This window comes from Corallococcus silvisoli (assembly GCF_009909145.1).
GTDB lineage: Bacteria > Myxococcota > Myxococcia > Myxococcales > Myxococcaceae > Corallococcus > Corallococcus silvisoli.
On the sequence record NZ_JAAAPJ010000003.1, the window covers coordinates 263,982 to 290,336 of the forward strand.

14 protein-coding genes are annotated in these 26,355 nt (G+C 72.3%); 4 read left to right on the forward strand and 10 right to left on the reverse strand.

What is annotated here, in order from left to right; all coding sequences use genetic code 11:
- Positions 1-33 precede the first annotated feature (33 nt).
- Together GTY96_RS07590 and GTY96_RS07595 are read left to right on the forward strand one after the other, a co-directional pair.
- Complete coding sequence (locus GTY96_RS07590; protein WP_143899428.1) at positions 34-831, forward strand: ZIP family metal transporter; 798 nt, start codon at positions 34-36, stop codon at positions 829-831.
- Between the two features lie 85 nt (positions 832-916).
- Positions 917-2,332 (forward strand): sigma 54-interacting transcriptional regulator, encoded by a 1,416-nt coding sequence (locus GTY96_RS07595; protein ID WP_235685440.1) that lies wholly within the window; start codon positions 917-919, stop codon positions 2,330-2,332.
- A gap of 12 nt (positions 2,333-2,344) precedes the next feature.
- Here GTY96_RS07595 and GTY96_RS07600 read toward each other — a convergent pair whose 3' ends face one another.
- The 7 genes from GTY96_RS07600 to GTY96_RS07635 all read right to left on the reverse strand — a co-directional run bounded on the left by GTY96_RS07600 (position 2,345) and on the right by GTY96_RS07635 (position 16,031).
- Positions 2,345-3,757, reverse strand: coding sequence for a serine/threonine-protein kinase (locus tag GTY96_RS07600; protein WP_143899429.1), 1,413 nt, complete (start codon positions 3,755-3,757; stop codon positions 2,345-2,347).
- A gap of 3 nt (positions 3,758-3,760) precedes the next feature.
- Positions 3,761-5,344 carry a hypothetical protein gene (locus tag GTY96_RS07605; RefSeq protein ID WP_143899430.1) on the reverse strand — a complete coding sequence of 528 codons (1,584 nt, stop codon included), beginning with the start codon at positions 5,342-5,344 and terminating at the stop codon, positions 3,761-3,763.
- Positions 5,345-5,507: 163 nt separating this feature from the next.
- On the reverse strand, positions 5,508-9,551 hold the full coding sequence (locus GTY96_RS07610; protein WP_161664318.1) for a serine/threonine-protein kinase: 4,044 nt from the start codon (positions 9,549-9,551) through the stop codon (positions 5,508-5,510).
- Positions 9,552-9,566: 15 nt separating this feature from the next.
- Positions 9,567-11,423 (reverse strand): OPT family oligopeptide transporter, encoded by a 1,857-nt coding sequence (locus GTY96_RS07615; RefSeq protein WP_143899432.1) that lies wholly within the window; start codon positions 11,421-11,423, stop codon positions 9,567-9,569.
- A gap of 66 nt (positions 11,424-11,489) precedes the next feature.
- Entirely contained in the window at positions 11,490-13,487 is a 1,998-nt protein-coding gene (locus tag GTY96_RS37525; RefSeq protein WP_235685441.1) for a HipA domain-containing protein, read from the reverse strand.
- A gap of 1 nt (position 13,488) precedes the next feature.
- Positions 13,489-15,156 (reverse strand): DUF262 domain-containing protein, encoded by a 1,668-nt coding sequence (locus GTY96_RS07630; protein ID WP_161664319.1) that lies wholly within the window; start codon positions 15,154-15,156, stop codon positions 13,489-13,491.
- 95 nt (positions 15,157-15,251) lie between these two features.
- Positions 15,252-16,031, reverse strand: coding sequence for a CPBP family intramembrane glutamic endopeptidase (locus GTY96_RS07635; RefSeq protein WP_161664320.1), 780 nt, complete (start codon positions 16,029-16,031; stop codon positions 15,252-15,254).
- Between the two features lie 111 nt (positions 16,032-16,142).
- Between GTY96_RS07635 and GTY96_RS07640 the strand changes: the two genes are divergently transcribed.
- Positions 16,143-18,761: a M12 family metallopeptidase gene (locus GTY96_RS07640; RefSeq protein WP_161664321.1), complete on the forward strand. Its 2,619-nt coding sequence runs from the start codon at positions 16,143-16,145 to the stop codon at positions 18,759-18,761.
- A 138-nt stretch (positions 18,762-18,899) separates the two neighbouring features.
- Positions 18,900-20,003: a winged helix DNA-binding domain-containing protein gene (locus tag GTY96_RS07645; protein ID WP_161664322.1), complete on the forward strand. Its 1,104-nt coding sequence runs from the start codon at positions 18,900-18,902 to the stop codon at positions 20,001-20,003.
- Between the two features lie 9 nt (positions 20,004-20,012).
- Here GTY96_RS07645 and GTY96_RS07650 read toward each other — a convergent pair whose 3' ends face one another.
- From GTY96_RS07650 to GTY96_RS07660, 3 genes are all read right to left on the reverse strand, one after another.
- Positions 20,013-22,961, reverse strand: coding sequence for a DEAD/DEAH box helicase (locus GTY96_RS07650; RefSeq protein ID WP_161664323.1), 2,949 nt, complete (start codon positions 22,959-22,961; stop codon positions 20,013-20,015).
- 71 nt (positions 22,962-23,032) lie between these two features.
- Complete coding sequence (locus GTY96_RS07655) at positions 23,033-25,081, reverse strand: TonB-dependent receptor plug domain-containing protein (RefSeq protein WP_328700795.1); 2,049 nt, start codon at positions 25,079-25,081, stop codon at positions 23,033-23,035.
- A 181-nt stretch (positions 25,082-25,262) separates the two neighbouring features.
- A complete protein-coding gene (locus tag GTY96_RS07660) occupies positions 25,263-26,339 on the reverse strand; it encodes a PEGA domain-containing protein (protein ID WP_161664325.1) in 1,077 nt (358 codons plus the stop codon).
- Positions 26,340-26,355 lie beyond the last annotated feature (16 nt).

Here is a 26,355-nt window from a genome sequence, read left to right on the forward strand (position 1 = left end):
GCGCGCGGGGCGGCGCGACAGGTTGGGAGGGCCATGTCCGACAGTGGTTTCGGCTCGTCCACCCTCGCCCTGGCGCTCGTTGGCAGCGCCGTCACCGTCCTGTCCACCAGCCTGGGCGCGCTGCCCGCCCTGGCCGCGCGCAGCATCTCCCCGCGCGCCAAGGACGTGCTGATGGGCTTCAGCGCGGGCGTGATGCTCGCGGCCACGGCCTTCTCGCTGGTGGTGCCCGCCATCCGGCTGGCGGAGGCGCGCGCGTCATCGCGCTTCGTGCCCGCGCTGATCGTGGGCGGCAGCATGCTGGTGGGCGGCCTGTTCCTGCACCTGTGCAACCGCTTCATCCCCCATGAGCACTTCATCAAGGGCCAGGAGGGCAACGCGGAGGCGGCGAACCTGAAGCGCATCTGGCTGTTCGTGCTGGCCATCGCGCTGCACAACTTCCCGGAGGGGCTCGCGGTGGGCACCGGGGTGGGCAGCCGCTCCATGGACATCGCCGTGCCAATCCTGGTGGGCATTGGACTCCAGGACATTCCAGAAGGCTTCGTGGTCGCGCTGGCTTTGCTGGGTGTTGCGTATAGCCGCAAGCAGGCGGTGCTGGTGGCGCTGTACACGGGATTGGTGGAGGGCGTGGCCGCGCTGGTGGGCTTCTTCGCCACGTCGTTCGCGTCGGGCATCCTCCCGTGGGCGCTCGCGTTCGCGGGCGGGTCCATGCTGTACGTCGTCAGCGACGAGATGATCCCGGAGAGCCACCGGCAGGAGTACGCGAAGGAGGCGACCGCCGGATTGATGGTGGGCTTCGTGCTGATGATGTTCCTGGACGTGACGCTCAGCTGACGGCCTGGCGCGCGGACACGCCTGTGTCCTGCCGGACACTCCGCAGTGCCGCCGCGGGTGGCCTGGACGTGATAGTTTGAAAGGCATGTCTGTGTCGGATCGAACCCGCGTCGACGGGGCCCTGGGGGAGGCGAAGGACAAGAGCGCCCGCCCGGACGAAGTGGAGGAGGACGCCGCGCTCCATGTGACGCTGCCCTACGAGCAGGCCCGCCGCCCGGGGGACCTGCCCGTGGTGCGCCGCTTCCGCCTGTCCGTGGTGGAGGGCCCTGGCGTGGGCGCGATGTGGGAGTCCACGGCGGACACCTGTTCGGTGGGCTCGCACCCGCTCAACGACTTCACGGTGGAGGACTCCACCGTGTCGCGCTTCCACTGCGAGGTGCGCATCGGGCCCAAGGGCCCGCAGGTGAAGGACCTGGACAGCCTCAACGGCGTCATCGTGGACGGCGTGCAGGTGGTGGAGGGCATCCTGCGCAGCGGCAGCCTCCTGCGGCTGGGCCGGGTGGTGCTCCGCTTCGACGTCAGCGCGGAGAACAACCGGCTGCCGCTGTCGGAGCTGGCGCGGTTCGGCACGCTGGTGGGCACGTCGGTGGCCATGCGCGGCTGCTTCGCGATGATGGAGCGGGCGGCCGCGCGCGACGTCACGGTGCTGCTGGAGGGGGAGACGGGCACGGGCAAGAGCCAGGCGGCGCTCGCCATCCACCAGGCCAGCCGGCGCAAGGACGCGGCGTTCCTGGTGGTGGACTGCGGCGCCATCCCCGCCCACATCCTGGAGAGCGAGCTGTTCGGCCATGAGAAGGGCTCGTTCACCGGCGCGGTGAACCGGCGGGCGGGCGTCTTCGAGGAGGCCGACGGCGGCACCGTCTTCCTGGATGAGATTGGCGAGCTGCCCCCGGAGCTCCAGCCGAAGCTGCTGCGCGTGCTGGAGAACCGGGAGATCCGCCGGGTGGGCAGCAACACGTACCAGCCGGTGGACGTGCGGCTCATCGCGGCCACGCACCGCGACCTGCGCGCGGAGGTGAACGCGGGGCGCTTCCGCTCGGACCTGTTCTTCCGGCTCGCGGTGCTGCGCATCGCCATGCCGTCCTTGCGCCAGCGGCCGGAGGACCTGCCCATGCTGGTGGCGGGCATCCTGTCGTCGCTGGGCGCGGATCCGGAGCGCACGGGCGCGCTGCGCACGCCGGAGTTCCTGTCGCGGCTGCAGCACGCGGCGTGGCCGGGCAACGTGCGCGAGCTGCGCAACCACCTGGAGCGCTGCCTGGTGTTCGAGGACGCGCTGCCGCTGGCGGAGGAGGACTCGCGGCCGGAGGGCAGCCCGCTGGAGCTGGACCTGTCGCGGCCGTACGCGGAGCAGCGCCGCCGCGTGGTGGACGACTTCGAGCGCCGCTACCTGCGGGCGCTGCTGGAGAAGCACCAGGGCAAGGTGGCCCAGGCCGCCGTGACCGCGGGCATGGACCGCGTGCACTTCTACCGGCTGCTGCGCAGGCACGGCATCAAGCCGTGAGCGGACGCGCCTTCAGCGCCGCGCAGACAGCCGCCAGCGTTCGGACGCCCCCGAAAGGGGGCTGGCGACGAAGTCCGCCTCCAGGTCCCGCAGCGCCGGGCCGGTGACGACGAGCGCGGCGTCCCCGTCCTCCCGCACCCAGCCGGGCAGGTGTTGCAGGCCCCCCTCCCCACCCGCCTCGTCCCACGCGGAGGCCACGGCGTCCGTCCACCCGTGGGAGTCCTCGCGCGACATCAGCCGGTCCACGTGCACCGTCACGCGCAGGCGCACGGCGGAGGTGTCCCCGGCCGTCAGCGCCAACCCCACGTCCAGCACGCGCGCCCGCAGCTCGCGCTCGAGCCGCACGTCGTCCGGGAGGCTGGCCACGGCGAAGACGCACGCGCCGCCCGTCACCCGCACCTCCATCCCGGCCTCCAGCGCCAGGGCGCTCGCGCGCTCCAGGCCCGCGTCCAACGCCTCCATCTGTTCGGGGCCGGGTTCGCCCCCGAGGCGCGCCTCCACGTAAAGCCCCACCGCGCGCGGCACCTCCAGGGGCGCCACGCCGCCCAACACCGCGCTCCGCAGGTGCTCCAGGAGCGCGTCCACGTCCGGGTAGCGCTCCTCGCGCTCCTTGCGCAGGCAGCGCAGCACCACCGCGTCCAGCGCGGCGGACACCGGCGCGTGCTCGCCCGGGCGCGGCGGCGGCGCGTGCAGGTGCTGCTGCTCCACGTCGTGGCGCGTGGTGCCCTGGAAGGGCGGCACGCCGGTGAGCAGCTGGAACAGCAGCACGCCCATCGCGTACAGGTCCGTGCGCGCGTCGGGCACCAGCCCGCGGATCTGCTCCGGCGCCATGGACAGGGGCGTCCCCAGCACCACGCCGGTGTGCGTGAGCGACGTGCTGCCCGGGGCGCCCGGCACCAGCCCTTTGGCCACCCCGAAGTCCACCAGCTTCACCGCGGGCCCGCCGCGCCCCGGGGCCAGCCTCACCACGTTCTGCGCCTTCAGGTCGCGGTGCACCACGCCCGACGCGTGCGCCACCCGCAGCGCGGCGCCCACCTGCTCCATCACGGCCAGCACCTCGCGCGGGGACAGCGGCCCCCGCGAAGCCAGCTCGGCCGCCAGGTCCTGTCCCTCCAACCACTCCATCGCGATGAAGGGACGGCCATCCGCCAGCTCGCCGTACCCCAGCACCGTGACGATGTGCGGGTGGCGCAGCCGCTGGAGCGTGGCCGCCTCCCGCCGGAAGCGCCGCAGCGCCACCACCGACGCGGCCACCTGCGAGTGCATCACCTTCAGCGCCGCGAGCATGCCGGACCGGGCATGCCGCGCGCGGTAGAGCGCGGACACGGGCCCCTGGACCTGGACGCGGTCCACGACCCACTCGCCCACCAGCGCGCCGGGCCGCAGCTCCTCGCCGTAGAGGGACTCCTCGCCGTTCTCCGCCATGGGCTAGTGCCGCTGCGTCCCCGCCTGCATGGTCGCCCCGGCCAGCGAGGGCGCCTCGACCCCCATCCAGCGCTTGCACAGGTCCAGGTGCTGGTCATCCACCAGGTCGCACGCGCCGTTGAGGTAGACGGTGACGGGCTCCATCCAGGCGTCGTTGGCGGGGTCCCGGCACTCCTCGAAGTCGCCGTCGCCCTCCATCAGCGGACCGTCCTGTGACTCGCACTGGTGCGACTCCATCGGGTCCACGGTCCAGCACGGCCCCGTCACCGTGGCCGCGCAGTCCTCGTGCGTGCCCGGCAGCGCGCACACGCGGTAGGTCGCGTACGCCATGCCGTGCACCCAGCCCGGGTCGTAGCAGGAGTAGAGGTTGTTGAAGAGGGGCTCCGCTTGCGGGCTCTTCGGCCGATTGATGACGTAGCGCCCCGCCTTGGTCACCTGCGTCACCGTCACGTTGACGTCCTTGCGCAGCGCCCCACGCCCGAAGAGGTTGCCGTAGAAGGCCCCCTCGCGGATCCGGTACACCGAGCGCTCGGGCAGCGGCGCCGGCACCCCGCTCGTGACGGCCACGTTCGCCTGGCCCACCATCGTGCTGTTCCAGGGCGCCGTCATCACCGAGAAGTACCCGCCCTGCGCCGGGCAGCTGAAGCGCACGGACGGGTCCGTCGCCGCGGACGGAAAAGGCCAGCTGGAGTTCGCCGAGCAGCCCTGGCTCGACGCGATCAGCCGCCCGTCCGTGCTGTCACATCCCGCGATGCCCCGGCACACGCGCATCACCATCCGCGCGCCCACGCTGGAGCCCATCGGGGTGCCGGCCGGACAGCTGGCGGGCCCGCCCGCGCCCACGGAGATCGTCTGGCCCGCGGGGCACCACCCCACCGAATGCATCGTCCAGCCACAGTCGCGCCCCGCGCCCACCGTCGCGGTGTCGCAGGGCTCCGCGCTGGGCAGCGACGTGCGCGAAGTCGGGACGTGGTCGAGCGGGGTCGTCCAGGTGTCCAGCGTGAACGGCTCCTCGATGCCGAGCTCCGGATCGTAGATCTCCCCGCGCATCGACAGCTCCACGCGGTAGCCCAGGCCGTTGTTGCGCGCCAGGAGGCAAGCGGTCACGCGATTGAGGCACCCGGGGCCCCCCGCGGGCGGCTGGTCGAGCCACCGCGGGCACAAGCCCGCGGAGCCCTTCCACACGCTGAGCTGCGTGTCCACGCTCTTCGAGGGGTTGAGCCAGTGCAGGGTCTGCTCCGGGCCCAGCGCGCAGCCCACCAGGTACTCCATGAAGCGCTGCGCGTAGGGATCGCGCAGCTGGTTGGCGATGAAAGCGGTCTCTTCGCTGGGGCTCATCACGGCGGGGTCGAAGAGCGACTCCAGCGAGTTCGTCGCCAGGAGCTCGTTGGCGGTGTGGTTCGCGGCGATGGCGTTGGTCACCAGCTCCTGGGTGGTGAGCGAGTTGGAGATGCGGATCTCCGCCTCGCTCGTGCCGAGCACCGGGTCGCTGCCGCCAGCGCCCGCGCCTTCCGTGAGCGCGGGCTCGCAGCCAGTCAATGCCAGCAGCAGGAAACACCAGGGGATTCGAAGGATTGGGGAGGCCATCGCGCGAACACTCCTTGGACAGGTCTTCGGAAGTCGGATGGGAAGGAAACCCCAGCCATGCCCTCGTTGTCTCGCTGTAGCGCGAAAGGTTACGGAGGACGGTTCGCTGAGCCCGAGGGTAGCGCGAAAGGTTACTGCGAACGGCCCCGTGTAGCGTTTCGCGCTACAGCGCTTCCATGACAAGCGTGTCACGCAGTGCCTGGTAGCGCGCGGCCCACAGCGGGGCCTCCGCGACGGCGGGAGCGGCCCGTTCGAGCCAGGCGCGAGCCTGCTCCAGCGCGTCCGTGCGCCGCGCGACGCTCGCGGCCTGCAGGAGGATCTCCGCCTTCTCGTCCGGAGAGGCCAAGGCGTCCGCCTCCGTGTGGAGCGCGTCCCAGTCCGGCGCGCGGAAGGCCCCGGTGGCCTGCTGATGGACCTGGAGCTCCACGAGGCGCCGCATGATGGCGGTGGGCGGCAGGGACTCTGGCGGACAGCGCTCGGAGATCCAGGCGAGCTGGCGGGCGGCGGCTGCCTCGTCTCCCGCCGCCGCGTGGATGCGCGCGAGGAGCAGCGCGTCCATGGGCACGGGGTGCTCGCGGAAGAAGCGCACCCCCAGCTCGTGCGCGCGCCGGGCCAGCGGGAGGGCTTCATCCAGGCGGCCTTGCATGTAGAGGACCTCCGCCAGGTTGAAGGTGGACCAGCGCTCCATCTGCGCGTGCGCCAGCTCGCGGCCCAGCGCGAGGGCACGGCGCAGGTCCTCCTCCATCCGCGGCACGTCGCCCTGGCGGAGCCACAGCAGGACGCGGTTGCACAGCAGCGCGGCCTTGTGCAGTCCGTCGCCCGCGGCCTCGCAGCGCTCCAGCCCCTCGTCGAAGCGCGCGGCGGCCTCCGAGGCGCGGTCCAGGAAGGTGAGCGCGGCGCCCAGCAGCGCCAGCGACACCACCAGCGTCTCATGGTCTCTCGCGCGCTCGGCGCCCTCGGCGGTGGAGGTGAGCACGCGGGCCGCGGCGGCCCACTCGCCCTGGCGCACGTGCAGCCGGCCCCGGGCCAGCCCACACCGGAGCGACAGGCGCGGCGCGTCCAGCAGCTCGATGGCGTCCAGGGCTTCGCGCGTGCACGCGGCGGAGCCGTCCGAGTCCTCCATCCAGTCGCGGGCAGTGGCCTCCTCCAGCAGCAGGTCCACCTCCAGCGCCGCGTCGTTCCGGGTCCGGGCCAGGGTGCGCGCCGCGGCCAGGTCCGCGAGGCTTTCGCGGAAGCGCTGGAGGCGGTGGCGCACGCGTCCGCGCCCCGCGAGCGCCTGGGCCCGGCGCGCGTCGTCGGTCTCCGGGAGGAGCGCGAGCGCGCGGGTGTAGTGCTGCTCCGCTTCCACGGACAGGTGCCCCTCGCGGGCCTCCTCCGCCAGCGAGAGGTAGTCCCGGGCGGCCTCCAGGTGGGCGCCACACGCCGCCGCGTGGTGGGCGCGGCGGCGGCGCTCGGCCACGTCGTTGCCGACGCTGGCCTTCAGCGCGGCCGCATGCAGGGCGCGGCGGGGCGCGGAAGGAAGCAGGGCCTCCAGGGCCTCGCGCAGCAGGGGATGGCGGAAGGCGAAGCGGCCCGGCCCCGCGGGGCGCAGCAGGCCCGCGCGGCTCAAGCGCTGAAGGCCGGCTCCGGCGTCCAGCGTCGCGGCGCGTGACAGCTCGGGGACGACGCTCAGGTGGCGCAGGGCCGCGTCCACGCGCGACACGTCCATCTCCATGCCGAGCACGGCGCACAAGCGCGCCAGCACGCGGTGCACCTCCGGGAGGCCCGCCAGCACGCGAGGGGCCAGCCGTTCAAAGAGCGGCGTCACCGACACGTCCAGCAGCGCGTCGGGCGCGACGTACCACCCGCCTCCCGGAGCCGAGCGCAGGGCTCCCGCTGCCCGGAGCGCGCGCGCCAGCTCCACCAGGGAGAGGGGGACGCCCTGCGCCAGGTGCTCCAGGCGCGCGAGCACGGGCTCGGGGATGTGCTCCGCGGGGCGCAGCAGGTGGACGAGCACCGCGCGGCTCGCCTCCGGCGGAAGGGGGGGCAGCGGGTGATGGAACGAATGGGCGCTGCGCTCGCCCAGGTGCGGGCGCAGTCCGAGCAGCGCGGGGCGGCCGGCGAGGCAGACCCACAGCGGGGCACGGGGTCCCGCGAGCGTGGCGCGCTCCAGCACATCCAGGCTCACCGCGTCGGCGAGGTGCGCGTCGTCCAGCAGCAACACGCGCGGCGCTTCGCGGGCCTGGGCCAGGAGCGCTTCGGCCAGGGTGCGAGGGTCCGCGGACGGACGTCCCACGACGGCTCGCAGCGCATCCAGGAGCGCGTTGGAGAGGGACGCATCCGGCGGGGGCGCGCGAAGCCGCACGATGCGAGCGTGGCCCTCGGCCTCCAGTCGGGTGGCGAGCGCCTTGAGCAATCGCGACTTGCCGTGCCCGACCTCCCCGGTGAGCACGCCCAGCCCCGGCACCGACGCGGAGAGGCACTGGGTCGCGTCCGCCATGAGGGCGTCCAACACCTCGTCGCGGCCCACGAACGGCGGGGGCTCACCTTCGATTCGCGCGCCTTCGTCATCCTGGAGGCGCAGGCGGAGGTCCACGCCATGGAGCCCCGCGGTGGGCACGTCACCAGCGGCCGAGGGAGTCGCGGTGGGCCATGCTCCACCGAGTTCCTGTGGCGAGTTCGGCTCGGCTTCATCAGCCACATGGGTCGCGGCGGGCCATGCTCCACCGAGTTCCTGCGGCGAGTTCAGCTCGGCTTCATCAGCCGCATGGGTCGCGGCGGGCCGTGCTCCACCAAACTCCCGCGGCGAGTTCGGCTCGCGTCCATCCAGTGCTGCCGTCGCGGCGGAGTCGCTCCTCGCGGGCCCCAGGTGCGGCACGGGCTCGACCCATCCGGGCTCCAGCCTCGCGGCGGCCTCGGGCGTCACACGCACCTGGCCCGGGACGGTGGGCTGGAGCCACCACGTCTCCGGTCGCTCCAGCGCGGTGCCCGCGGTGCGCGGCAACGTGGTGCCGGGATGAACGTACAGCGCCGCGACGTGGAGGACGGCCGCCGCCTCGCCGGACTCCACCAACCGCCGCGCCGCGAGCGCGCCCGAGCGCACGTTCGCCTCCGCCGACAACGACTCGCAGAAGACGAGCAGGTAGCCCCCCGCCACGACCCGCGCCAGCACGCCTCCGAAGGGCTCCAGCGTGGCCCCCAAGCCCTCCACCGCCGCCGCCGTGCGCAACCCCAGCACCGCCACCGGGCGCGCCCCCGAGAACGTCACCGGCGATTGCGTGGCCCGGGGATCCGCGCCCCCGATGACGTCCGGCAGCGAGGGCTCCGCCTCGCACGCGGCCTCGAACGCCGCGAGCACTTCCGGAGCGCTCGCGTACCGCTCCGCCGGAGCCTTGGCCAGACACCGCGCCACCACCGCGTCGAGCGCCACGGGCACCGGCGCCCGCTCCGACACGCGCGGCGGACGCCGGCTCACATGCCCCTCGCGGACCTCGTCCGGACTGCCATGGAAGGGCGGCGAGCCCGTGAGCAGCTCGAAGAGCAGGACCCCCAGCGCGTAGATGTCCGCGGCCGTGCCCGCCTCGCGCGCATCCAGGCACTGCTCCGGCGCCATGTAGACCGTCGTCCCCGCCCGGTTCCCCACCGCCTCCAATCCCTCCTCCGGCCCGTCCTCCAGCCTGCGCGCGAGCCCGAAGTCCAGGAGGCTCAGCGCGCCGCCTTCGCGCAGGAAGAGGTTCTCCGGCTTGAGGTCCCGGTGCGCGAGCCCCACCGCATGCACGCGCGCCACCGCCGGACACAGCCCCGACAGCAGCTCACGCACGCGCGCCACGGACGCGGCCCCCGTCCCCGGCAACGCCGCCATCCACGCCGCGAGCGTCTGCCCTCGCAGCAGCTCCTGCACCAGGTAGGGCCTGCCGCCGACCTGCCCCGCCTCGAACACCGCGGGCACCGTGGGAGGCCCCACGCGCCGGAGCGCCTCCGCCTCACGGGCGATGCGGGCGTGATGCCGCGACATGCCCACCTTGACGGCCACCTCCCGCCCATCCACCTCGCGCACGGCGGCGAAGACGTGCGCGAAGCCGCCGACCCCCAACAGGGCGGCGCCGGACACGCCGGGGACGTCCGGGAGCACCAACGGCTCCACGGGGGGACCGGGTTCGGCGGGGACGCCGTTCACGGGACACGCCGCGCCGGGAGCGAGGCGGCGTTGGCAGACCGGACAGCGCATGTGGGTCCCGAAAGGCTACCAGAGCGCCCGCGCCAGCACGATGCCCACGCCCACCACCCCCTCGCCCGCGATGAGCCCTGCCGCGAGCGTCACACCTGGCGCCTCCCATGCGGGTTTCCACTGGCGGGCAAGCTCCCACCCCAGCCCCCCCAGGAAGAACCCCAGGCAGGTGGAGGGCGGCAGCAGGCAGGCCAGCCCCACGCCCACCGCGGACGGCGCCCAGCGGCGGAAGCGCTCCGGCAGCGCCTGCTCGCCCAGCGTGAGGACGGCCGCCCCCAGCGCGGCCCACGCCATGGCGATCCGCAAGTCCGGTGACACCGCGCTCCACCCCGTCGCGAGCACCCGCGCCACGCTCGCCGTCACCGTCGCCGCCGGGGCCGGAAAGCGCTCCGACCCCAGCGCGGAGGCATCCGGCACCAGCAGATAGAACAGCGGCACCACCACCAGCGAGCCCACGACGCACCCCAGCAGCTGCGCCAGGAACACGCGCCGCGGATCCGCGCCCAGCAGGTGCCCCGCCTTCAGGTCGGTGAGCATGTCCGCCGAGGACGCCGCCGCGTTGACGGTGAGCCCCGCCGTGGCGAGGTTCGCGCGCACGTCCCCAGGCATGAGCACGCCATACGTGAGCTGCGTCACCTGCCCCAACGCGCCCACGGGACTCACGTCCGTCTCACCGGTGACGCGGCAGGAGATGAGGCACAGCACGAATGACAGCGCCACCGCGAGCAGGGCGTGCGGCACCGGCACGTCGAAGCCGATGCGCGCCAGCGCCACCGTCGCGGGCGTCAGCACCAACATGCCCGCGCCCCACCACCGCGCGGGGACCTGCAACGCCAGGATGGGATGGGGCGCCCGCCGCGAATCCCGCGTGCGCAGCCCCCGCAGCGCCCGGCCGAACACCCGGGCCTGGAGCACGAACTGCAACAGCGACGCGGTGGTGAGCGCCGCCGCGCCCGGCCACAGCGCCCACGCGAGGAAGTCCCCCTCCACCGACACCACCCCCGCCGCCATCAGCCGGGGCGCGACGACGCCATGGACGACGAGCGCCCCCAGCAGCATCGACGCGGTGATGCGCACCCCCAGCAGCGCCCCGCCCCCCACCGGCATCAGCCCCGTCTCCAGCGCGAACCCCAGCCGCTCCAGCGGCACCCCGCCCAGCGCCCCCGGAAACGCGAACGCATACGGCAGCCGCCCGAAGCCATCGCGAACGAGCGTCAGCGCCCCCGCCACCGCCCCACCCACGCCCAGCATGCGCAGCCGAGGCACCGCCGCCCCCTCCTCCGCATGCAGCGCGCGAGCCGTCGCCGCGGCGGCCGTGCCGGAGGCGAACGGAAGCTGCTCGCGGTCCACCAGCTGGCGCTTGAGCGGCACGGCGAAGAAGACGCCCAGCGCGGACACCAGGAACGTCCACGCCAGCAGCGTGCCGACGGGCAGGTGGTGCCCCGTCGTCAGCAGCCACGCGCCCTGCACGGACACGAGCGCGCCGCCCGTCGCGTACCCCGCGGACGAGGCCACTGTCTGCGCGCACCCCAGCTCCAGCAAGGACAGCGGCGCCCCCGCCACCCGAGGGCTGACCCGCCGCAGGGCCCCATGCGTCGCGGACGCGAGCAGCGCGGCGGTGACGGCCACGCCAAACGCCACGCCTGTCTTCAGGCCCGCGTAGAGGTTGGTGGCGCAGGTGAGCACGCCCAGCCCCGCGCCCAACGCCACCGCGCGCAGGGTGAGCTGGGGCATGCGGTCGCCCTGGTACACCCGCGTGAGCCAGTGGGTGTCCACGTCCTCCTGGGTCGCACCGGGGCCCCCCTGCGACGGCGGCAAGGCGTCGGAGGGCGGGTCCCCGGCGGGGACGGCGCGGGGGGCGGGGGTCGGCATGGGCACGCCCATCCTCTCCCGTTCATCCCCCTCCGCGCCACCGGCCGCGCCCGGCCACACCGCGCGTCACGCTCCTCGCGCTCGCAGCAGATAGAAGACGTAGCCGTAGCTGTCCCCGTGGCGGCGGTACAGGTTCACCTCCTGCTCCGCCGCCGCGATGACTTCACGCAAGGCGGCGTCCGCCGTGGGCCTCAGCCGTTCGATGCGCTGGAGCAGCGGCGTGTAGTAGCCGTCCCACCACGCGGACGCGGGCAGCGTGAAGGTGTCCAGCACGGTGAACCCCTCCGCCTCCGCGGTGGCGCGGTTCTCCGCGATGGAGGCCATGGACGGGTACGCGGTGGACCAGAAGCGCGCGGCCTCTGGCGGACGGGCGTCGGTGAGCCACGTGCACTCGGTGACGGCCACCTGGCCTCCGGGCGCGAGCAACGGCCGCCAGCGGCGCAGGCCCGGCCCGAAGCCCAGCAGGTAGATGGCGCCCTCGGACCAGAGGAGGTCCACGGCCCCGGGCGGGAGCGTCAGCGAGCCCATGTCCTCCTGCCGCGTCGTGATGACCTCCGCGAGCCCCTGTTCGCGCGCCTCGCGCTCCAGCCGGTCCAGGTAGGGCCGGTGCAGGTCCACGGCGGTGACATGGGCGCCCGGGATCCGCGCCAGCACCAGCGACTGCCGCCCGGTGCCCGAGCCCAGGTCCAGCACGCGCGGCGAAGTCGGCAGCGGCTCCAACCGGCGCAGGGCCTCGCGGGTGCAGTCGTCGCTGCCGGGGCCCAGGCGGGGCAGCTCGTTGTAGAGCGTGAAGAAGGCGTTGGCCGCCAGGCGCAGCTCGCCCGCGCTGCGCTTCACGTTGCCCTGGAGGAGGGGCACGCGCTTCCAGTGCTCCTCGATGCGCTGCTTGAACAGCTCTGGCATGGGCAGGCCCGAGCGCAGCGTGGTCCAGGCATCGAGCGCGACCTCGACGGCGCCCTTCACCACGGGGAGCACGTCCTCGTCGGGCAGCCCCAGCTTGCGCGCCAGCCGCTCGAAGCTCTGGAGCGAGACATCCTCGAAGCGCTTGGACTTCGCCAGGTTCAGCGCGAGCTGGTCCTGCGGCATGTACTGGATGGTGGAGACGAAGTCGTACGCGGGCGACAGCGTGGGGTGGGTGCCGTCCGGGTAGAAGAGCGACCAGTTCTTGTGATGGGCGTCGCCGTTGCCGCACGCGATGATGAACACCAGCCGCCGAAGGAACTCCTGGAGCGCGTCCAGCCCCGCGACCTTCAGGAGCACGTTGGCGATGGTCTCGTAGTTGTACTTCTTGTACTTCTCATCCGAGTACAGCCCCAGCACCTGCGCCAGGTCCTCCATGTGCACGCGGCGGCCGGGGGACGGTCGGTCGAAGCGGCGGATGGCGTACGCCAGGTCCTCGCGCAGGGTGATGCCCTCCGGCAGGCCGTGCAGGTCGGACACCTTGAGCAGCTGAAGCTCCGGCACGTCGATGCCGGTGGCGCGCGCCCACGTCATCACGGACAGCTCGTTCTCCGGCACGCGGTCGTAGCGGTTGTCCGGGAGCTTGACGATCCAGTCGCCGCCCATGCCGCCCATGGGCAGGGTCATGCCCCGGTCGCGGCGCAGCATGGAGAACTTGAGCTGCACGCCCGCGAGCGAGAAGCGCAGCGGCTCTCCGTCGGCCGTGGCCTCCGCGGGGCCGTCCGCGAGGGGCGCGTCGTGGCCGGAGAGCTCGCCCGCGGGGCGGACGACCACGGCGCCGGAGAGGTCCGCGCCCAGGTGGGCGATGAAGAAGAACTCGCGCTGCCGGGCGATGTGCTCGCGCTCGGAGATGAGGTCGCGCAGCGGGCCTTCGGGCAGGAGGTTGGAGAAGAACGGGGGCAGCCGCATGCGGCTGGTGTGCCGGCGCGACAGGTCGTCCTCGAAGAACTGGCCCAGCACGGGGCGCGGGTAGCGCTGGCGGTAGTCCTCGGAGAGGTTGAACTCGATGCGCTCGTCCGCGAGCAGCGTGAGCGTGCCGACGTGCACGTCGCCCATCAGGACGTCGAGGATGCCGGTGGTGGACACAGGGGGCGTGGAGTCCATGTCAGTCCTCATCGTCGTCGATGATCATCGACTGGAGCGAGGGCCGGTCCGAGTCGTCCCAGCGCGTGCGGGATTCAATCAACTGGTACAGCACGGGCATCAGCACCCGGACCCGCTCCCGGAAGAAGTCCACCTCCAGGCCCCGTCGCATCGCCTCCAGCACGGGCAGGCCCAGGCCATGGCTGCGAAGGATCTCCTCGCTGGGAGGGGGCTCGGCGCGCAGCACGGCCGCCGGTGACGTCCGCGCGAGCGCGGGGTGCAGGAGGTAGGCGAAGGCCGGTGCGGTGACGAAGGACCACGCGATGGGGAGGATCGGGCCCGCGGCGGGCGGCGGCACGGCGGGGCCGGCCTTGGGCGCGATGGACTGGAAGTCCTCCGCGTCGAGCAGCTCGCCGGTGTCCAGCAGCGCGCCCGTCAGCAGGTGCCGTGGTTGGAGCGACACCAGCGCGATGCGCATCAAGGGAGGAGGCTGCGTCCTGCCGGGGTTGGGGATGAAGGGGAGCCCCGGGGCGTCCCACCACCGGACGGGCGGATGCGAGACCTGGGCCAGCAGCGACTGGATGGACCGCTCCTCGTCGGAGCGGATCGCCGCGAAGATCTCCAGCGCTTCCTCGGGCTCCAGCACCCATCCGCCGAAGACGAGGTGGCGCCAGAACCAGCGGGACAGCAGCTCCCGGGACCGGGGAGATGGCTCCGGGTGCAGTTGGAAGAAGCGCGTCAGCAACACCAGCGAGTTCTCCGGCGCGGGCAGCAGCCGGAGGTGCGGGATGAGCGCGTCGCGCTTGAGGAAGACGATGGCATCGCGCAGGGCCCGGTCCGTGCGCTGGACGGTCTCCGCGAGTTCGTCGTCCTGATGGAGCTGCTTCTGGTAGCCGCGCGTGAAGTCCAGGCCGCGCACGGCCAGCACGGCCCGCAGCAGCAGGGGCTCCGGGATGCTTCCAAAGCCCAGCTCGCGCAGGCCCTGCGTCACCGACTCCAGGCTGAGCGACCGCGAGCCCACGTACAGCGCGTTGAACACCTCTTCATCCGTCAGCGGCCGGCCCGCGGTGTTCAGGCGCTTGAAGATGATGCGCAGGACCTTCTCGTCCGCGGTGTCCACGACGTAGGCCGGGACCTGGTACTCGCGGATGGCCTTGCCCAGGCGGATGGCGGCGCGCAGGTGCTCCGGGTGCGCTTCCCGGCCGGGATAGCGACTGAGCCAGTGGAGCAGCGATTCGCTGTCCTGGACCTCGTTCATCGGCAGCCAGTGCGGCGGCGGCACGCCCTCGGCTGGGGCCGGATGCAGCTCGTCTGTCTCCAGGTCGAAGTAGAGCTGGAAGTCGTCGCGCCCCGTCTCATCGCCGTAGGCCGGGTGAAGCAGCACGCCCGCGAGCGCCGTCACCCGCTGCTGTCCATCCACGGCCCACAGGCCCTGGCTGGAGGAAGGCGCGTCGATGCGCACGGGTCCGAAGCTGACGCTGGCGGCGGGCGCTTCCCGTCGCCAGAACAGCAGGGTCCCGATGGGATAGCCCCGGTACACGCTGTCCAGCAGGTCGCGCACGTCGTCCGCGGTCCAGCGCAGGGGCCGCTGGAAGTCGGGGATGCGCACCTCGCCCCGCCGCACGCGGTCGAGCAGGTCCTCGATGCTGAACGACTTCGTCTCCGGGCGCCGCGTCAGGGGTGCGGGCATCGCGTGCCTCCTGTCCCGGGTCTGTAGCGCGGATCCCGCCAGGGGCGAAGGGCCTCGGGAGGTCCAGCGTGCGCCACGGGTTACTTCGCGAAGCGTCAGGGCTCCACGGCCCGCCGCTTCGCGGGCAACAGCACGACGAGGGCCAGCGCCACGAGTCCCGTCGCGGTGGACAGCATGCGGCCACCCTGCCCCACCGCCGTGACATCCAGCCGCAGGTCCATGAGGCTGTTCGCCAGGTTCCAACCCCAGTGCAGCCCCACGGCGCCCCAGAGCGAGCCCGTGCGGGCCACCGCCGCCGCGTAGGCCAGTCCGGTGCAGAAGAGCATCAGCCACTCCAGCGGGCCGTTCCCCAGCCGGTACACGTGGGTGAGCACGAACACGCCGGCGGACAGCAGCACGTAGCCCGCGCGCTGCCCCGCCACCGGCCACGCGCGGAACCAGAAGCCCCGCGCGACGATGTCCTCCGCCACCGACGGGACGAACGTGGACACCGCCACGCCCAGCACCGCCACCAGCAGCGCCGTTCCCACCACGGGCTTCTCCAACGGCAGCACCTGCAACAGGCCCAGCCTGACGCCCACCAGCACGGAGAGCGGCTTGAGCACCAGCATCACCGCCAGCGCCCGCGCCAGCGCGGAGCCATGCCACTCCAGCGCGTACGCATGGAAGCCATTGCGGCGGTAGCCCAGCCACCGTCCCACGCCAAAGGCCACCGCGTGGAAGAGCGTCATCATCACCGCGGCCACCACCGCGTTCCCCAACAGCCGCCCTCCGACTCCCTCTGGCGCCTCGTAAGCGGCGTACAGCGCCGCGAACGCGAGCGCGCAGCGGAGGGGAACACGGGAAGGAGCGGACTCGGAGGTGGAAGCGGCCATGGAGATGCCGCCTCTTATCGCGGGAGCTTCCGCCCCGGCACTGCCAGCTTTCGCGGGTGCTTGCGTATTGCACCCGGAGTCACCTTCTGTCCCGACGAGGGGAGCCCACACATGAGAAGTAGCAGCCATCACACCCGGTGGATCCGGGTACTCACGGCCGCGGCCTGCCTTGGCACCGCCTGCCGTCCTGAAGACGCGGCCCCACCCACCCTCCCCGCCCCCGCCTCGGCCACCGCCAGCTCCGGCGTGCGCTCGGCATGGGTCCACCTGGGGCCGAACGCTGAGCCCCGCGAAGTGAAGTACAAGGCCGTCAACGGACTGGCCCTCTTCGAGGGCGACATCATCCTGGGCTCCGTCGAGGACGTGGAGCGCGATTCACCAAGGGTGAAGGCCCAAGCGGAGAACCGCGTCTCCGCCCAGGGCATCCGCGTCACCGGCAGCAGCAAGCGCTGGCCGAACGGCGTCGTCCCGTATGTCCACGTCTACGGCTCGCTGTATGACAACTACATCATCAACGATGCCATCCGGCACTGGCAGGTAAAAACGGGCCTGCGCTTCGAGCCGCTCTCCGCGACCACGCCGTCCTCCGTGGACCATGTCTACTTCGTGAAGGGAGAGGGCTGCTCATCCCCCGTCGGGCGTCAAGGTGGCCGGCAGTTCATCGTGCTCGGTGCCGATTGCAACAAGGGCTCCGTCATCCACGAACTGGGCCATGCCATCGGCTTCTGGCACGAGCAGAGCCGCGAGTTCCGCGACGACTACGTGGAGATTCTCTGGAACAACATCGTGTCCGGCGAGTCGCACAACTTCGAGCAGCACATCAGCGACGGCGACAACTTCGGGCCCTACGACTTCGACTCGATCATGCACTACGGAGCCACCGCGTTCGGCAAGCCCGATCCCGTCACGGGCAAACCCATGACGACCATTCGGACGAAGGAAGGGGAATCCATCGGGCAACGCGAGGGCCTGAGCCCGGGCGACATCGCCTCCGCCGCCGCGATCTACCCAGGAGAGATGAGGGGCAACTTCGAGGAGATCTCCTCCACCGGCCAGGTGGGAGGCTGGGCGCTGGACACCGCGTCACCGGAGGTGTCCGTGGACGTGCACTACTACATCGACGGGCCCACCGGTTCGGGTGCGTTCGGCGCCGCCGCCCCCACGAACGTCCTCCGCGAGGACGTCAACGCCGCGTTCGACAACATCAAAGGCGACCACGGGTTCTCGTTCCCCGTGCCCGCGTACTTCCGCGACGGGCAGAACCACACGATGTACGTCTACGGCATCGACGTGCAGGGCATCAACAATCCGCTCATCGCCGGCTCGCCGCGCACGTTCAACCTGCCGGGCGCCTTCGGGAAGCTCGACACCATCGCCGCCGATGGCACGGTGACGGGCTGGGCGCTGGACCTGGACTCGCCCAGCACCTCCATCACGGTCTACTACTCCATCGATGGCAACCCGGCGACCGCGACCAACGTGGTGGCGAACCTCTACCGGTCCGACGTGAAGGCCGCCTATCCGATGGCCTCTGGGTCCAACGGCTTCTCCTTCCGCATCCCGGACGCCTATGTGGACGGAACGGACCACACGCTGAGCATCTACGCGTTGGATCAACAGGGCAGAAACAGCCCGCTGCTCATGAACGCGCCCAAGACCTTCCGAATCGCCATGCCCCCCGTCTACAGGGCGGGCGTCTTCGCGGGCACGGGCAGCGCGGCCCAGCTCCTCTCCATCTGGGGCGCCGGCTACGGCCGGCGCGTCGAGATCTCCGGCTACGTCAACGCCACCGCGTTCCCCAACTACCACTACGAGGAGCAGTGGGGGGTCTCGGCCCTGCTGGACGGCTGGCACAACCCCGGTGACATCCAGCTCCAGGGGGACTTCCGGCATCTGGGCTACGACCAGTTGCTCCTCATCAACAACTCCGGAGTCGGCGGCCGGGTGATGATCACCGACTTCCGCGATGGCGTCGTCCCCACGGAGGTGCGCTACCACGAGGCCTATGGCCAGAGCGCCGTGCTCAACGGCTGGCACGATCCGGAGGACCTCCAGCTCGCGGGCGACTTCCTGCAGCGGGGCCATGACCAGGTGCTGTTCTTCAACCGCTCCAGCGCCGGGGGCCGGGTGATGATCACCGACTTCAGCGACGGCGTCGCCCCCGTGGAGGTCGGCTACCACGAGGCGTGGGGGACAACCAACTCCTTCGAGGACTGCTCCGAGCCGGACGACAAGCTCTACGTGGGCGACTTCCAGAACCTGGGCTACGACCAGGTGCTCTGCCTCAACCGCTCCGGCACGGGCGCGCGGGTGAAGCTCATCGACTTCCACACGGGCGTGGCGCCGGCGCAGGTGCGTTACGTGGAGGCCTCTGGCGCCTTCCCCTTGCTGGACGGTCTGATGGACGCGGATGACAGCCAGGTGGTGGGGGACTTCCGAGGCCTGGGCTACGACCAGTTGCTCCTGGTCAATGCCGGTACCACGGGGCCGGCCATGCTCGTCGCGGACTTCCTCGACGGCGTACCGCCCGCCGAGGTGCGCTATCGCGAAGAGCAGAGCGGGTATTCCTTCTCGGCCAAGCGGATGTTCGCCGGTGACTTCCGGGGCCTGGGCCATGACCAGTTGCTCTACGGCTACTACACCGACCCCAGCTACTACACGGCCATCATCGATTTCTCCGATGGCGTCGCGCCCACGGAGAAGCTCTTCCAGAAAGCGGAGCTGGACTGAGGTTCTGACTCCGTGACGGCGGCACGGGGCGGCCCCCTCCTCCGCTCCGTGCCGTCCGTTGTTCGCGGCTGTCTCGCAGGCGCCGCACAGGCTCCCGGAGCCCCCAGGCCATCACGGTCCCCCGGTATGCTCGGGCGCATGCCCACCGAAGTGCTGTCCCCCCAGGCCCTCAACCGCGCCACGCTCGCGCGGCAGCTGCTGCTCACGCGCGAGAAGATGACGGTGCCGCGCGCCGTGGAGCACCTGGTGGGACTCCAGGCGCAGCTGGCGCGCCCGCCGTACCTGGCCCTCTGGTCCCGCCTCCAGGGCTTCCAGCGCGACCAGCTCACGAAGCCCGCGCTCCAGCGCACCCTCGTTCGCGGGACGATGATGCGCGGCACGCTGCACCTGATGAGCGCGAAGGACTACCTGCGCTACCGCGACCTCTTCCGCCCCCTGCTCACCGCCGCCATGCGCTCCGTGCTCAAGGAGCGCGCCGCGGCGCTGGACCTGCCCGCGCTGCTCGCCACCGCGAAGCCCTTCCTCGACGGGAAGGCCCACACCTTCGAGGACGTGCGGGCCCACCTGATGAAACACCACGTGGACGGCGACGAGCGCGCCATGGGCTTCGCCACGCGCATGCTGCTCCCCCTCATCCAGGTCCCCGAGGAGGGGCTCGAATGGGGCTGGCCGGGCAACGCCTGCTTCACGCTGGCGGAGTCCTGGCTGGGCGAAAAGCTCTCCACCGACGACGACGCCTCGCCGCTGGTGGTGCGCTACCTGGCCGCCTTCGGCCCCGCCACCGTGGCGGACATGCAGGCCTGGTCCGGCCTCAAGCCGCTGAAGGACGCCTTCGAGAAGGTGCGCGGCAAGCTGGTGGAGTTCCGCGACGAGAAGAAGCGTGTCCTCTTTGATCTGCCCAGGGCCCCGCGCCCTCCCGAGGAAACCCCCGCGCCCGTGCGCTTCCTGCCGGACTTCGACAACCTCATCCTCTCCCACGCGGACCGCACCCGCGTCGTCCCGGAGGAGCACCGCGCGAAGCTGTCCACCCAGAACCTGCGCGTGCTCAACGTGTTCCTGGTGGACGGGCGCACCGCTGGCACCTGGACCCCTGAGCGCAAGAAGGGCACCGCCACCCTCGTGTGCAAGGCCTTCGCGCCGCTGAAGAAGCCCGTCCGCGACGCGCTCGCGCAGGAGGGGGAGGACCTCCTGCGCTTCAGCGACCCGGACGCCGGCACCGTGGCGGTGACGTTCGCGAAGTGAAGCCGCGCCTCACGCGAAGAGCTGGAGCAGGTCCTCGCGGGTGATGGCCGCGGCGCCCGAGGCCTCGCTGAGCGCGGCCTCGAACAGGGCGCGCTTCTTCTCCTGGAGGCCCAGGATCTTCTCCTCCACCGTCCCCTGCGACACCAGCCGGTAGACCATCACCGGCCGCTCCTGCCCGATGCGGTGCGCGCGGTCCGCCGCCTGCGCCTCCACCGCCGGGTTCCACCAGGGGTCCATCAGGAACACGTGGTCCGCCGCCGTGAGGTTCAGGCCCGTGCCGCCCGCCTTCAGCGACATGAGCAGCACCGGCGCGCCGTCCTCGCCCTGGAAGCGCGAGGTCACCTCGCCGCGGTTCGCCGTCGCGCCGTCCAGCCGGTCGAAGGCGATGCCCGCGTCCTTCAGGCCCGGCTCGATGAGGTCCAGCAGCGACGTCCACTGCGAGAACACCAGCGCCTTGTGGCCCTCCGACACCGCCGTCTCCAGCGCGTCCACCAGCGTCTGCACCTTGGAGGACGTCTTCGCGTGCTGCCCGGGCACCAGCGCGGAGTGGCAGGCCGCCTGCCGCAGCCGCAGCAGCGCCTCCAGCGCCTTGAGCACGCTGCCGCCCTCGTTGAGCAGCGCGACGACCTCCGCGCGCGTGGCGGCCATCACCGCGTCGTAGACGGAGCGCTCGCGCTCGTCCAACTGCACGTGCATCACGGAGTCGGTGCGCGGCGGCAGCTCCGGCGCCACGTCCCGCTTGAGCCTGCGCAGGATGAACGGCCGGATGCGGCGGCGCAGCCCCTCCGCCGCGCCCGGCTTGCCGTCCGCGATGGGCTGCGCCGTCTTCTCCTCGAACTGGCGCCGGCCGCCCAGCAGGCCCGGGTTGGTGAAGTGCATCAGACTCCAGAGCTCATCCAGGCGGTTCTCCAGCGGCGTGCCGCTGAGCGCGAGCCGCAGGTTCGCCTTGAGCCCGAACGCCGCACGCGACACTTGGCTCTCCGGGTTCTTGATGGCCTGGGCCTCGTCCAGCACCACCGCCTCCCACGTGGGCGCGCCCAGCACCGGCGCGTCCAGGCGCAAGAGCGCGTACGTGGTGAGCGTGATGTCCGCCGACGGGTCCAGCTTGCGGCCGGGCCCGTGGTACACGCAGACCTTCAAGGACGGCCGGAAGCGCTGGAGCTCCGCCAGCCAGTTGGGCAGCACGCTCGTGGGGCACACCACCAGCGACCTGGGCCCCAGCACGCAGAGCGTCTGGAGCGTCTTTCCCAAGCCCATGTCGTCCGCGAGGATGCCGCCCAGCCCCGCGCCCTTGAGGAACGACAGCCAGCTCACGCCCTGCTGCTGGTACGCGCGCAGCGTGGCGTTGAGCTCCGCCGGCAGCACCGGCGGCGGCAGCTTCTCGAAGCCCTCCACCAGCGGGGCCAGCCGGTCCAGCCCCGGGGGCGGCGGCTGTTCCAACGACTCGCACAGCGCGGTCAGCTCCGGCAGCGCGTGGTTCGCCACGCGGCCATCCGCCTGACGCGCGGCCAGGAGGTCCGCGACGCGCTGTCCGTTCTTGTCCAGCCACGCGCGCGGCAGCGGCGCCCAGCCGCCACCGTCCAGCGGCACCAGCCCCAACCCCTCCGTCCACGCCCGCACCACCGCCGCCGCGTCCACCGTGCGCGCGCCGCCCTTGCCGCCCTCCACGTCGAACTCCAGCGTGAAGCGCACCTCCGGCACGCCCGCGCCGGACGCACCGCCCTCCACGCGCAGCGACGGCTTGAGGCGCATGTCCGGGCTGACGATGCCCGCCGCGTCGCCGCCCAGGTCGCCCCGGAACTTCCGCAGCTTGTCCGCGAAGCGCATCATCTCCGGGCCCTGCACCGTCAGCCGGCGGCCGGGCACCAGGTTCAGCTCGTCACGCAGCTGGTGGAGGAGCTTCTGCTCCGCCGGCTCGTCGCGCAGCGGGACCGCGCCGCGCAGGTACACCATGCGCCCGTTGTCGATGCGCACCGACGGCGGCGCGCCGTACACCAGCGTGGGCAGCACCGACAGGCCCTGGGTGAGCTGGTTCAGCTCCAGGAGGATGCGCGGCTTCAGCTCGCGATCCAACGCGGGCAGCCGGCGGCTCCTCATCTCCACCGGCATGCGCCGCGCCAGCTCCGGCAGCACCTTCGCGGACAGCTCGCCCAGCTGCTCCGGCGAATAGGTGCGCACCAGCGGCAGGTGCTGGAGCCACGCCCCCGTCATCGCCGTCTCGCCCAGGCGCACCAGCGACTCCGCCGTCAGCGCGACGCCGGGACTCACCACCTCCGTGATGCGCGGATCGCGGGTGATGGTGATGACCCACTGCTGGCCCTTGTCCTCCACCTTCGCGCGCGGGGAGAGCACCTCGCTGGACACCGCCACCGGCCGGCCGTCCAGCAGCACGTTGCGCGCGGGCTCCAGCGCCCGCAGCAGCGCGTCCAGCTTCTCCGCCAAGAGCGGCCCCCGGGTGCGCCGCTCCAGCAGGCGGTCCATCACCAGGTCCACCTGCTCCACCTGCAGCGTGGCGCCGCCCGTGGGCTTCGCGATGCGGCCCGCCAGGCTGTCCTCCAGCGGCTCCTCCGTGCCGTCCGCGTGCGCCAGGACGCGGTGCAGCTGGAGTCCGCCCTCCACGCGCGTGAAGCGGTACACCACGCGCGACCAGCGCTCCGCCACCGCCTCCAGCGGCGCGTCCTGCTTCTCCGCCTGCTCCAGGGAGATGGCCGCCGCGACCACGTGCTCGCACGGGTCCACGGGGCTGGGACAGTCGCACTCCCACGCCTCGTCGCCCGGGTAGAGGACGACGGTGAGGGCCACCGGCCGGCCCGCCACCTTCACGCGCAGCTCGATCTCCGAGGCCGTGCGCGACTGGAGCGCCACGGCGCCCGCGCGCGCGAGGCTGACGCCCTTGGACCAGAGTCCTGGCTTGGCTTCTTTTCGGACGGCTTCGAGGAGCTGGGCGTTCTCGGACATGGCAGGGGCGACTTCCCTACGCCCCGCCACGCCCGTGCGCAACGCCAGATGCACGCCGTGTCACGGCGGGCCTAGTCGTCGTAGGACGGCTCGAAGAGGTAGGTGAGCCGCACCAGGAACTCCCGGCTGAAGACCGGCAGGGGCGCGTGGCCGCCGTTGTAGGGCTGGGCCACCCGGAAGTCGCTGCCCAGCAGGTTGTAGACGCCGGCGCCAATCTCCAGCCCCTTCGTGCCCACGTTCTCCGCGCGCACGAACAGGTTGAGCAGCAGCCGGGGTGACAGCGTCTGGACCTCGGACACGCCCTCCTCGTCCGGCGCGCCGACGGCGAAGCGCTGGCCCACCAGCACGGCGGTGGGGCTGACGGACAGCCACGGCAGCACCTTCGCGGTGCCCGTCAGCGTCACCTTGTGCGTGGGCAGGCCCGTGAAGGCCTTGGGGTGCCCGGGCACCAGGTAGTCCTCCACGTCGTTGCGCCCGCCCGGCCGGTAGAAGGAATAGCCCGCCTGGACGCGGCCCCACGGCCCGCGCAGGCGGTAGTCCAGCTCGACGCCCCGGCTGCCCAGGCGGCCCAGGTTGCGGTACGCCTCCGACGCCGTCTCCGCGTCGTACGAATAGATGATGGGGTCCGTCACGCCCACGTCGAAGGCGTTGGCGCTCACCGCCTGGCCCTCGCCCAGGCGCACCGTGGCCTCCAGCTCGTACACGGTGGTGCGCTCCGGCCGGACGTCCTGGCCCAGGGAGATGTTCTCGATGCCGGGCGCGCGGAAGGCGCGGCTGTAGAGCGCCTTGCCGCTCACCGGCCCGAAGGACTTGAGCAGCACCAGGCGCGGCACGAAGGAGCTGCCGAAGAAGCTGTGGTCCTCGAAGCGCGCGCCCGCCACCACCGTGGCGATGGGGTTGTCCGAGTACGCCTCCACGAAGGCCGCGACGTTGCGGTAGGAGACGACGTCCTCGTCCCCGTTGAAGGCCTCCTGCTGGCCAATGCCCGCCGGTCCGCGCAGCTGCCCCTGGTCGAACGCCAGGTCCACGCCGCCCGTCAGCTGGAGGAAGTCCAGCGCCGCCCAGCGCGCCAGGGCCCGGCCCCGCAGGCGGCGGTAGCGCTTGTCGTAGAAGAACTCCGACGACTCGTCCGAGTCCCGGTAGGACTCGCCCAGCGTGAGGTTCAGCCGGGGGATGATCTCGATCCGGTCCGTGGGCCGGAAGCGGTCGCTCAGCTCCGCGTGGAAGGACTCGAAGTCGGTGTTCGCGGGAGCGGGCAGCACCTCGTCCACGGACACGACCGACGTGGTGTCCTGGCGCAGGTAGAGCACGCTCAACTGCAGGTCGCGGAAGCCCACGCCCGCCTGCACCACCGTGGGGTCCAGCGCCGACGCGCCGTTCATGCTCGCGGAGTGGCCAGCGAAGTCCGTGAAGATGGCGTCGCTGCGCTGGCCCTGCCCCAGCGACGCGGAGGCGAAGGCGCTCAGGCCCGGCACGCTCTCGAACACCTTGCGCCCCGACAGCGTCAGGCTCCGGCGGCCGTTGCCGTGCGCCAGCTGCCCGTAGGTGCCCACCGCCAGCACGTCCGTGCTGCCCTGGATGCCGCGGGTGATGACGTTGATGACGGCCAGCTCCGCGTTGCCGCCATAGATGACGGAGCCCGGCCCGCGCACCACCTCGATGCGCTCGATCAGCTCCACCGGGAACTCATGGCCCAGCTGGATGGTGGAGTAGAGCTGCTCGTTGATCTCCTTGCCGTCGATGAGGAGCAGCACCTTGCCTTCCTGGCCCCACAGGCCCCGGAAGCCCGGCCCCACCGTGCCGGACACGTCCACGCCGAAGAAGAAGCCCGGCACCTGGAGCAGCACGTCCATCAGGTCGCGCGCACCCGACGCGCGGATCTCCTCCGCGGTGATGGCCGTCACCACCGCCGGCGAGTCATGCAGCTTGGTGATGGCGAACGACGCCACCTGGCTGTGCACCTCCGGCTCGTCGCCCAGGCTCTCCTGCTGTTCATCGCGCCGCGTCTCGAGGGCCTCCTGGGCGGAGGGCGTCTCCGGCGGCCCTGGATCCAGCGTGGCGTCGGGGTCCGACTGCGCGAAGCCCGTGCCCGCGCTCAAGAGCGCCAGCAATACACACACACGACGGCCCGACCACCCGTGCCTGGTGAAACCCATACGAAACAACCTCTCGACGGCGGGAAACGCGGGACCTGCCTCCAGCGGAGACGTCCTCCACGCGGAGCCGAGTGTACCGGATCCAACACCATCCGAAAGTTCTGGATTTACATGCACCGCGTCGAATGCGGGTGTGAGCCGTGTTTCACTTCACGCGCACGCGGGTGCTGCGGCCGGGTTCGACCTCCACCGTCATGCGGCGCTTCACCTCGCCGTTGACGCGGACCTCCACGCGCGCGGGCCCGGCGGGCAGGGCCTGCGCGGAGACGGGCGGGAAGCCATAGGGGCGGTTGTTGATCCACACCTCGCCGTAGAGCCCCGGCGACGTGACCTCCAGGTCGCCCCGCTGCGCCACCTGCGCCACGGCGGCCTTCGCCACGGACGGCTCTGGCGGCGGCGTGACGTCCTGGGAGCGGGCGCCCGCGGACAGGCCTCCCACGGGCACCGCGCTCGAGGCGGGCGGCGGCGCGACCGCGGCCACGGGCACCGCGGCGGGCCGTGGCGTGGGCGGCGTCAGCTCCGCGCTGAGGTCGCGGTTGAGCGAGCGCACCACGTCCTCGTCCACCACCACCGTCTCCTCGTAGAGGTGGCGGTCGCCCTGCGCGAGCACCACGCGGTGCGACCCGGCGGACACCGGCAGCCGCGCGGGCGTCATGTCCACCGCCTTGCCATCCACCATCACCACCAGCCCCGGCGGCGTGGACGTCACCAGCAACAGTCCCCCCCGCGCCTCCTCCTGCTGCGGGGCCGTCTGCTGCTCCCGGGCCTGCGCGCGCTGGGCGGCGATCCTGGCGGCGCGCGTGCGGGGCGTGACGCGCGAGGGCGCCGGGTCACGAGGGGTGGACGTCTGGGCGGTCCGCGACTGCTCGCGGGAGCGCAGGTCGGTGGCGATGCGCAGCAGCTCCACCAGGTCGCCGCCGTTGTCCTTGCGCAGGCTGAGCGCCTCCGTGAAGTCCGTCACCGCCTTGGCGTAGTCGCGGTCCTCCAGCGCGGCCAACCCCGACGCGCGCCGCGCCCGCGACAGCCCCGCGCTCGCGTCCTCCAGCGCCGGCGCCACCGGGGGCGGGGCGGCCACCTCGGACGGAGGCGTGGAGGGCCGCGTGGCGACGGGCGTGGCCACGGCCTGCGCCGCCTTGCGCGAGCGCACCACCAGGTAGGCCCCGGCGTTCGCGGCCACGGTTCCCAGCAGGATGACAGCGACCCAGGTCTTCTGATTCTTCACGTGTGTTGTCCCACTT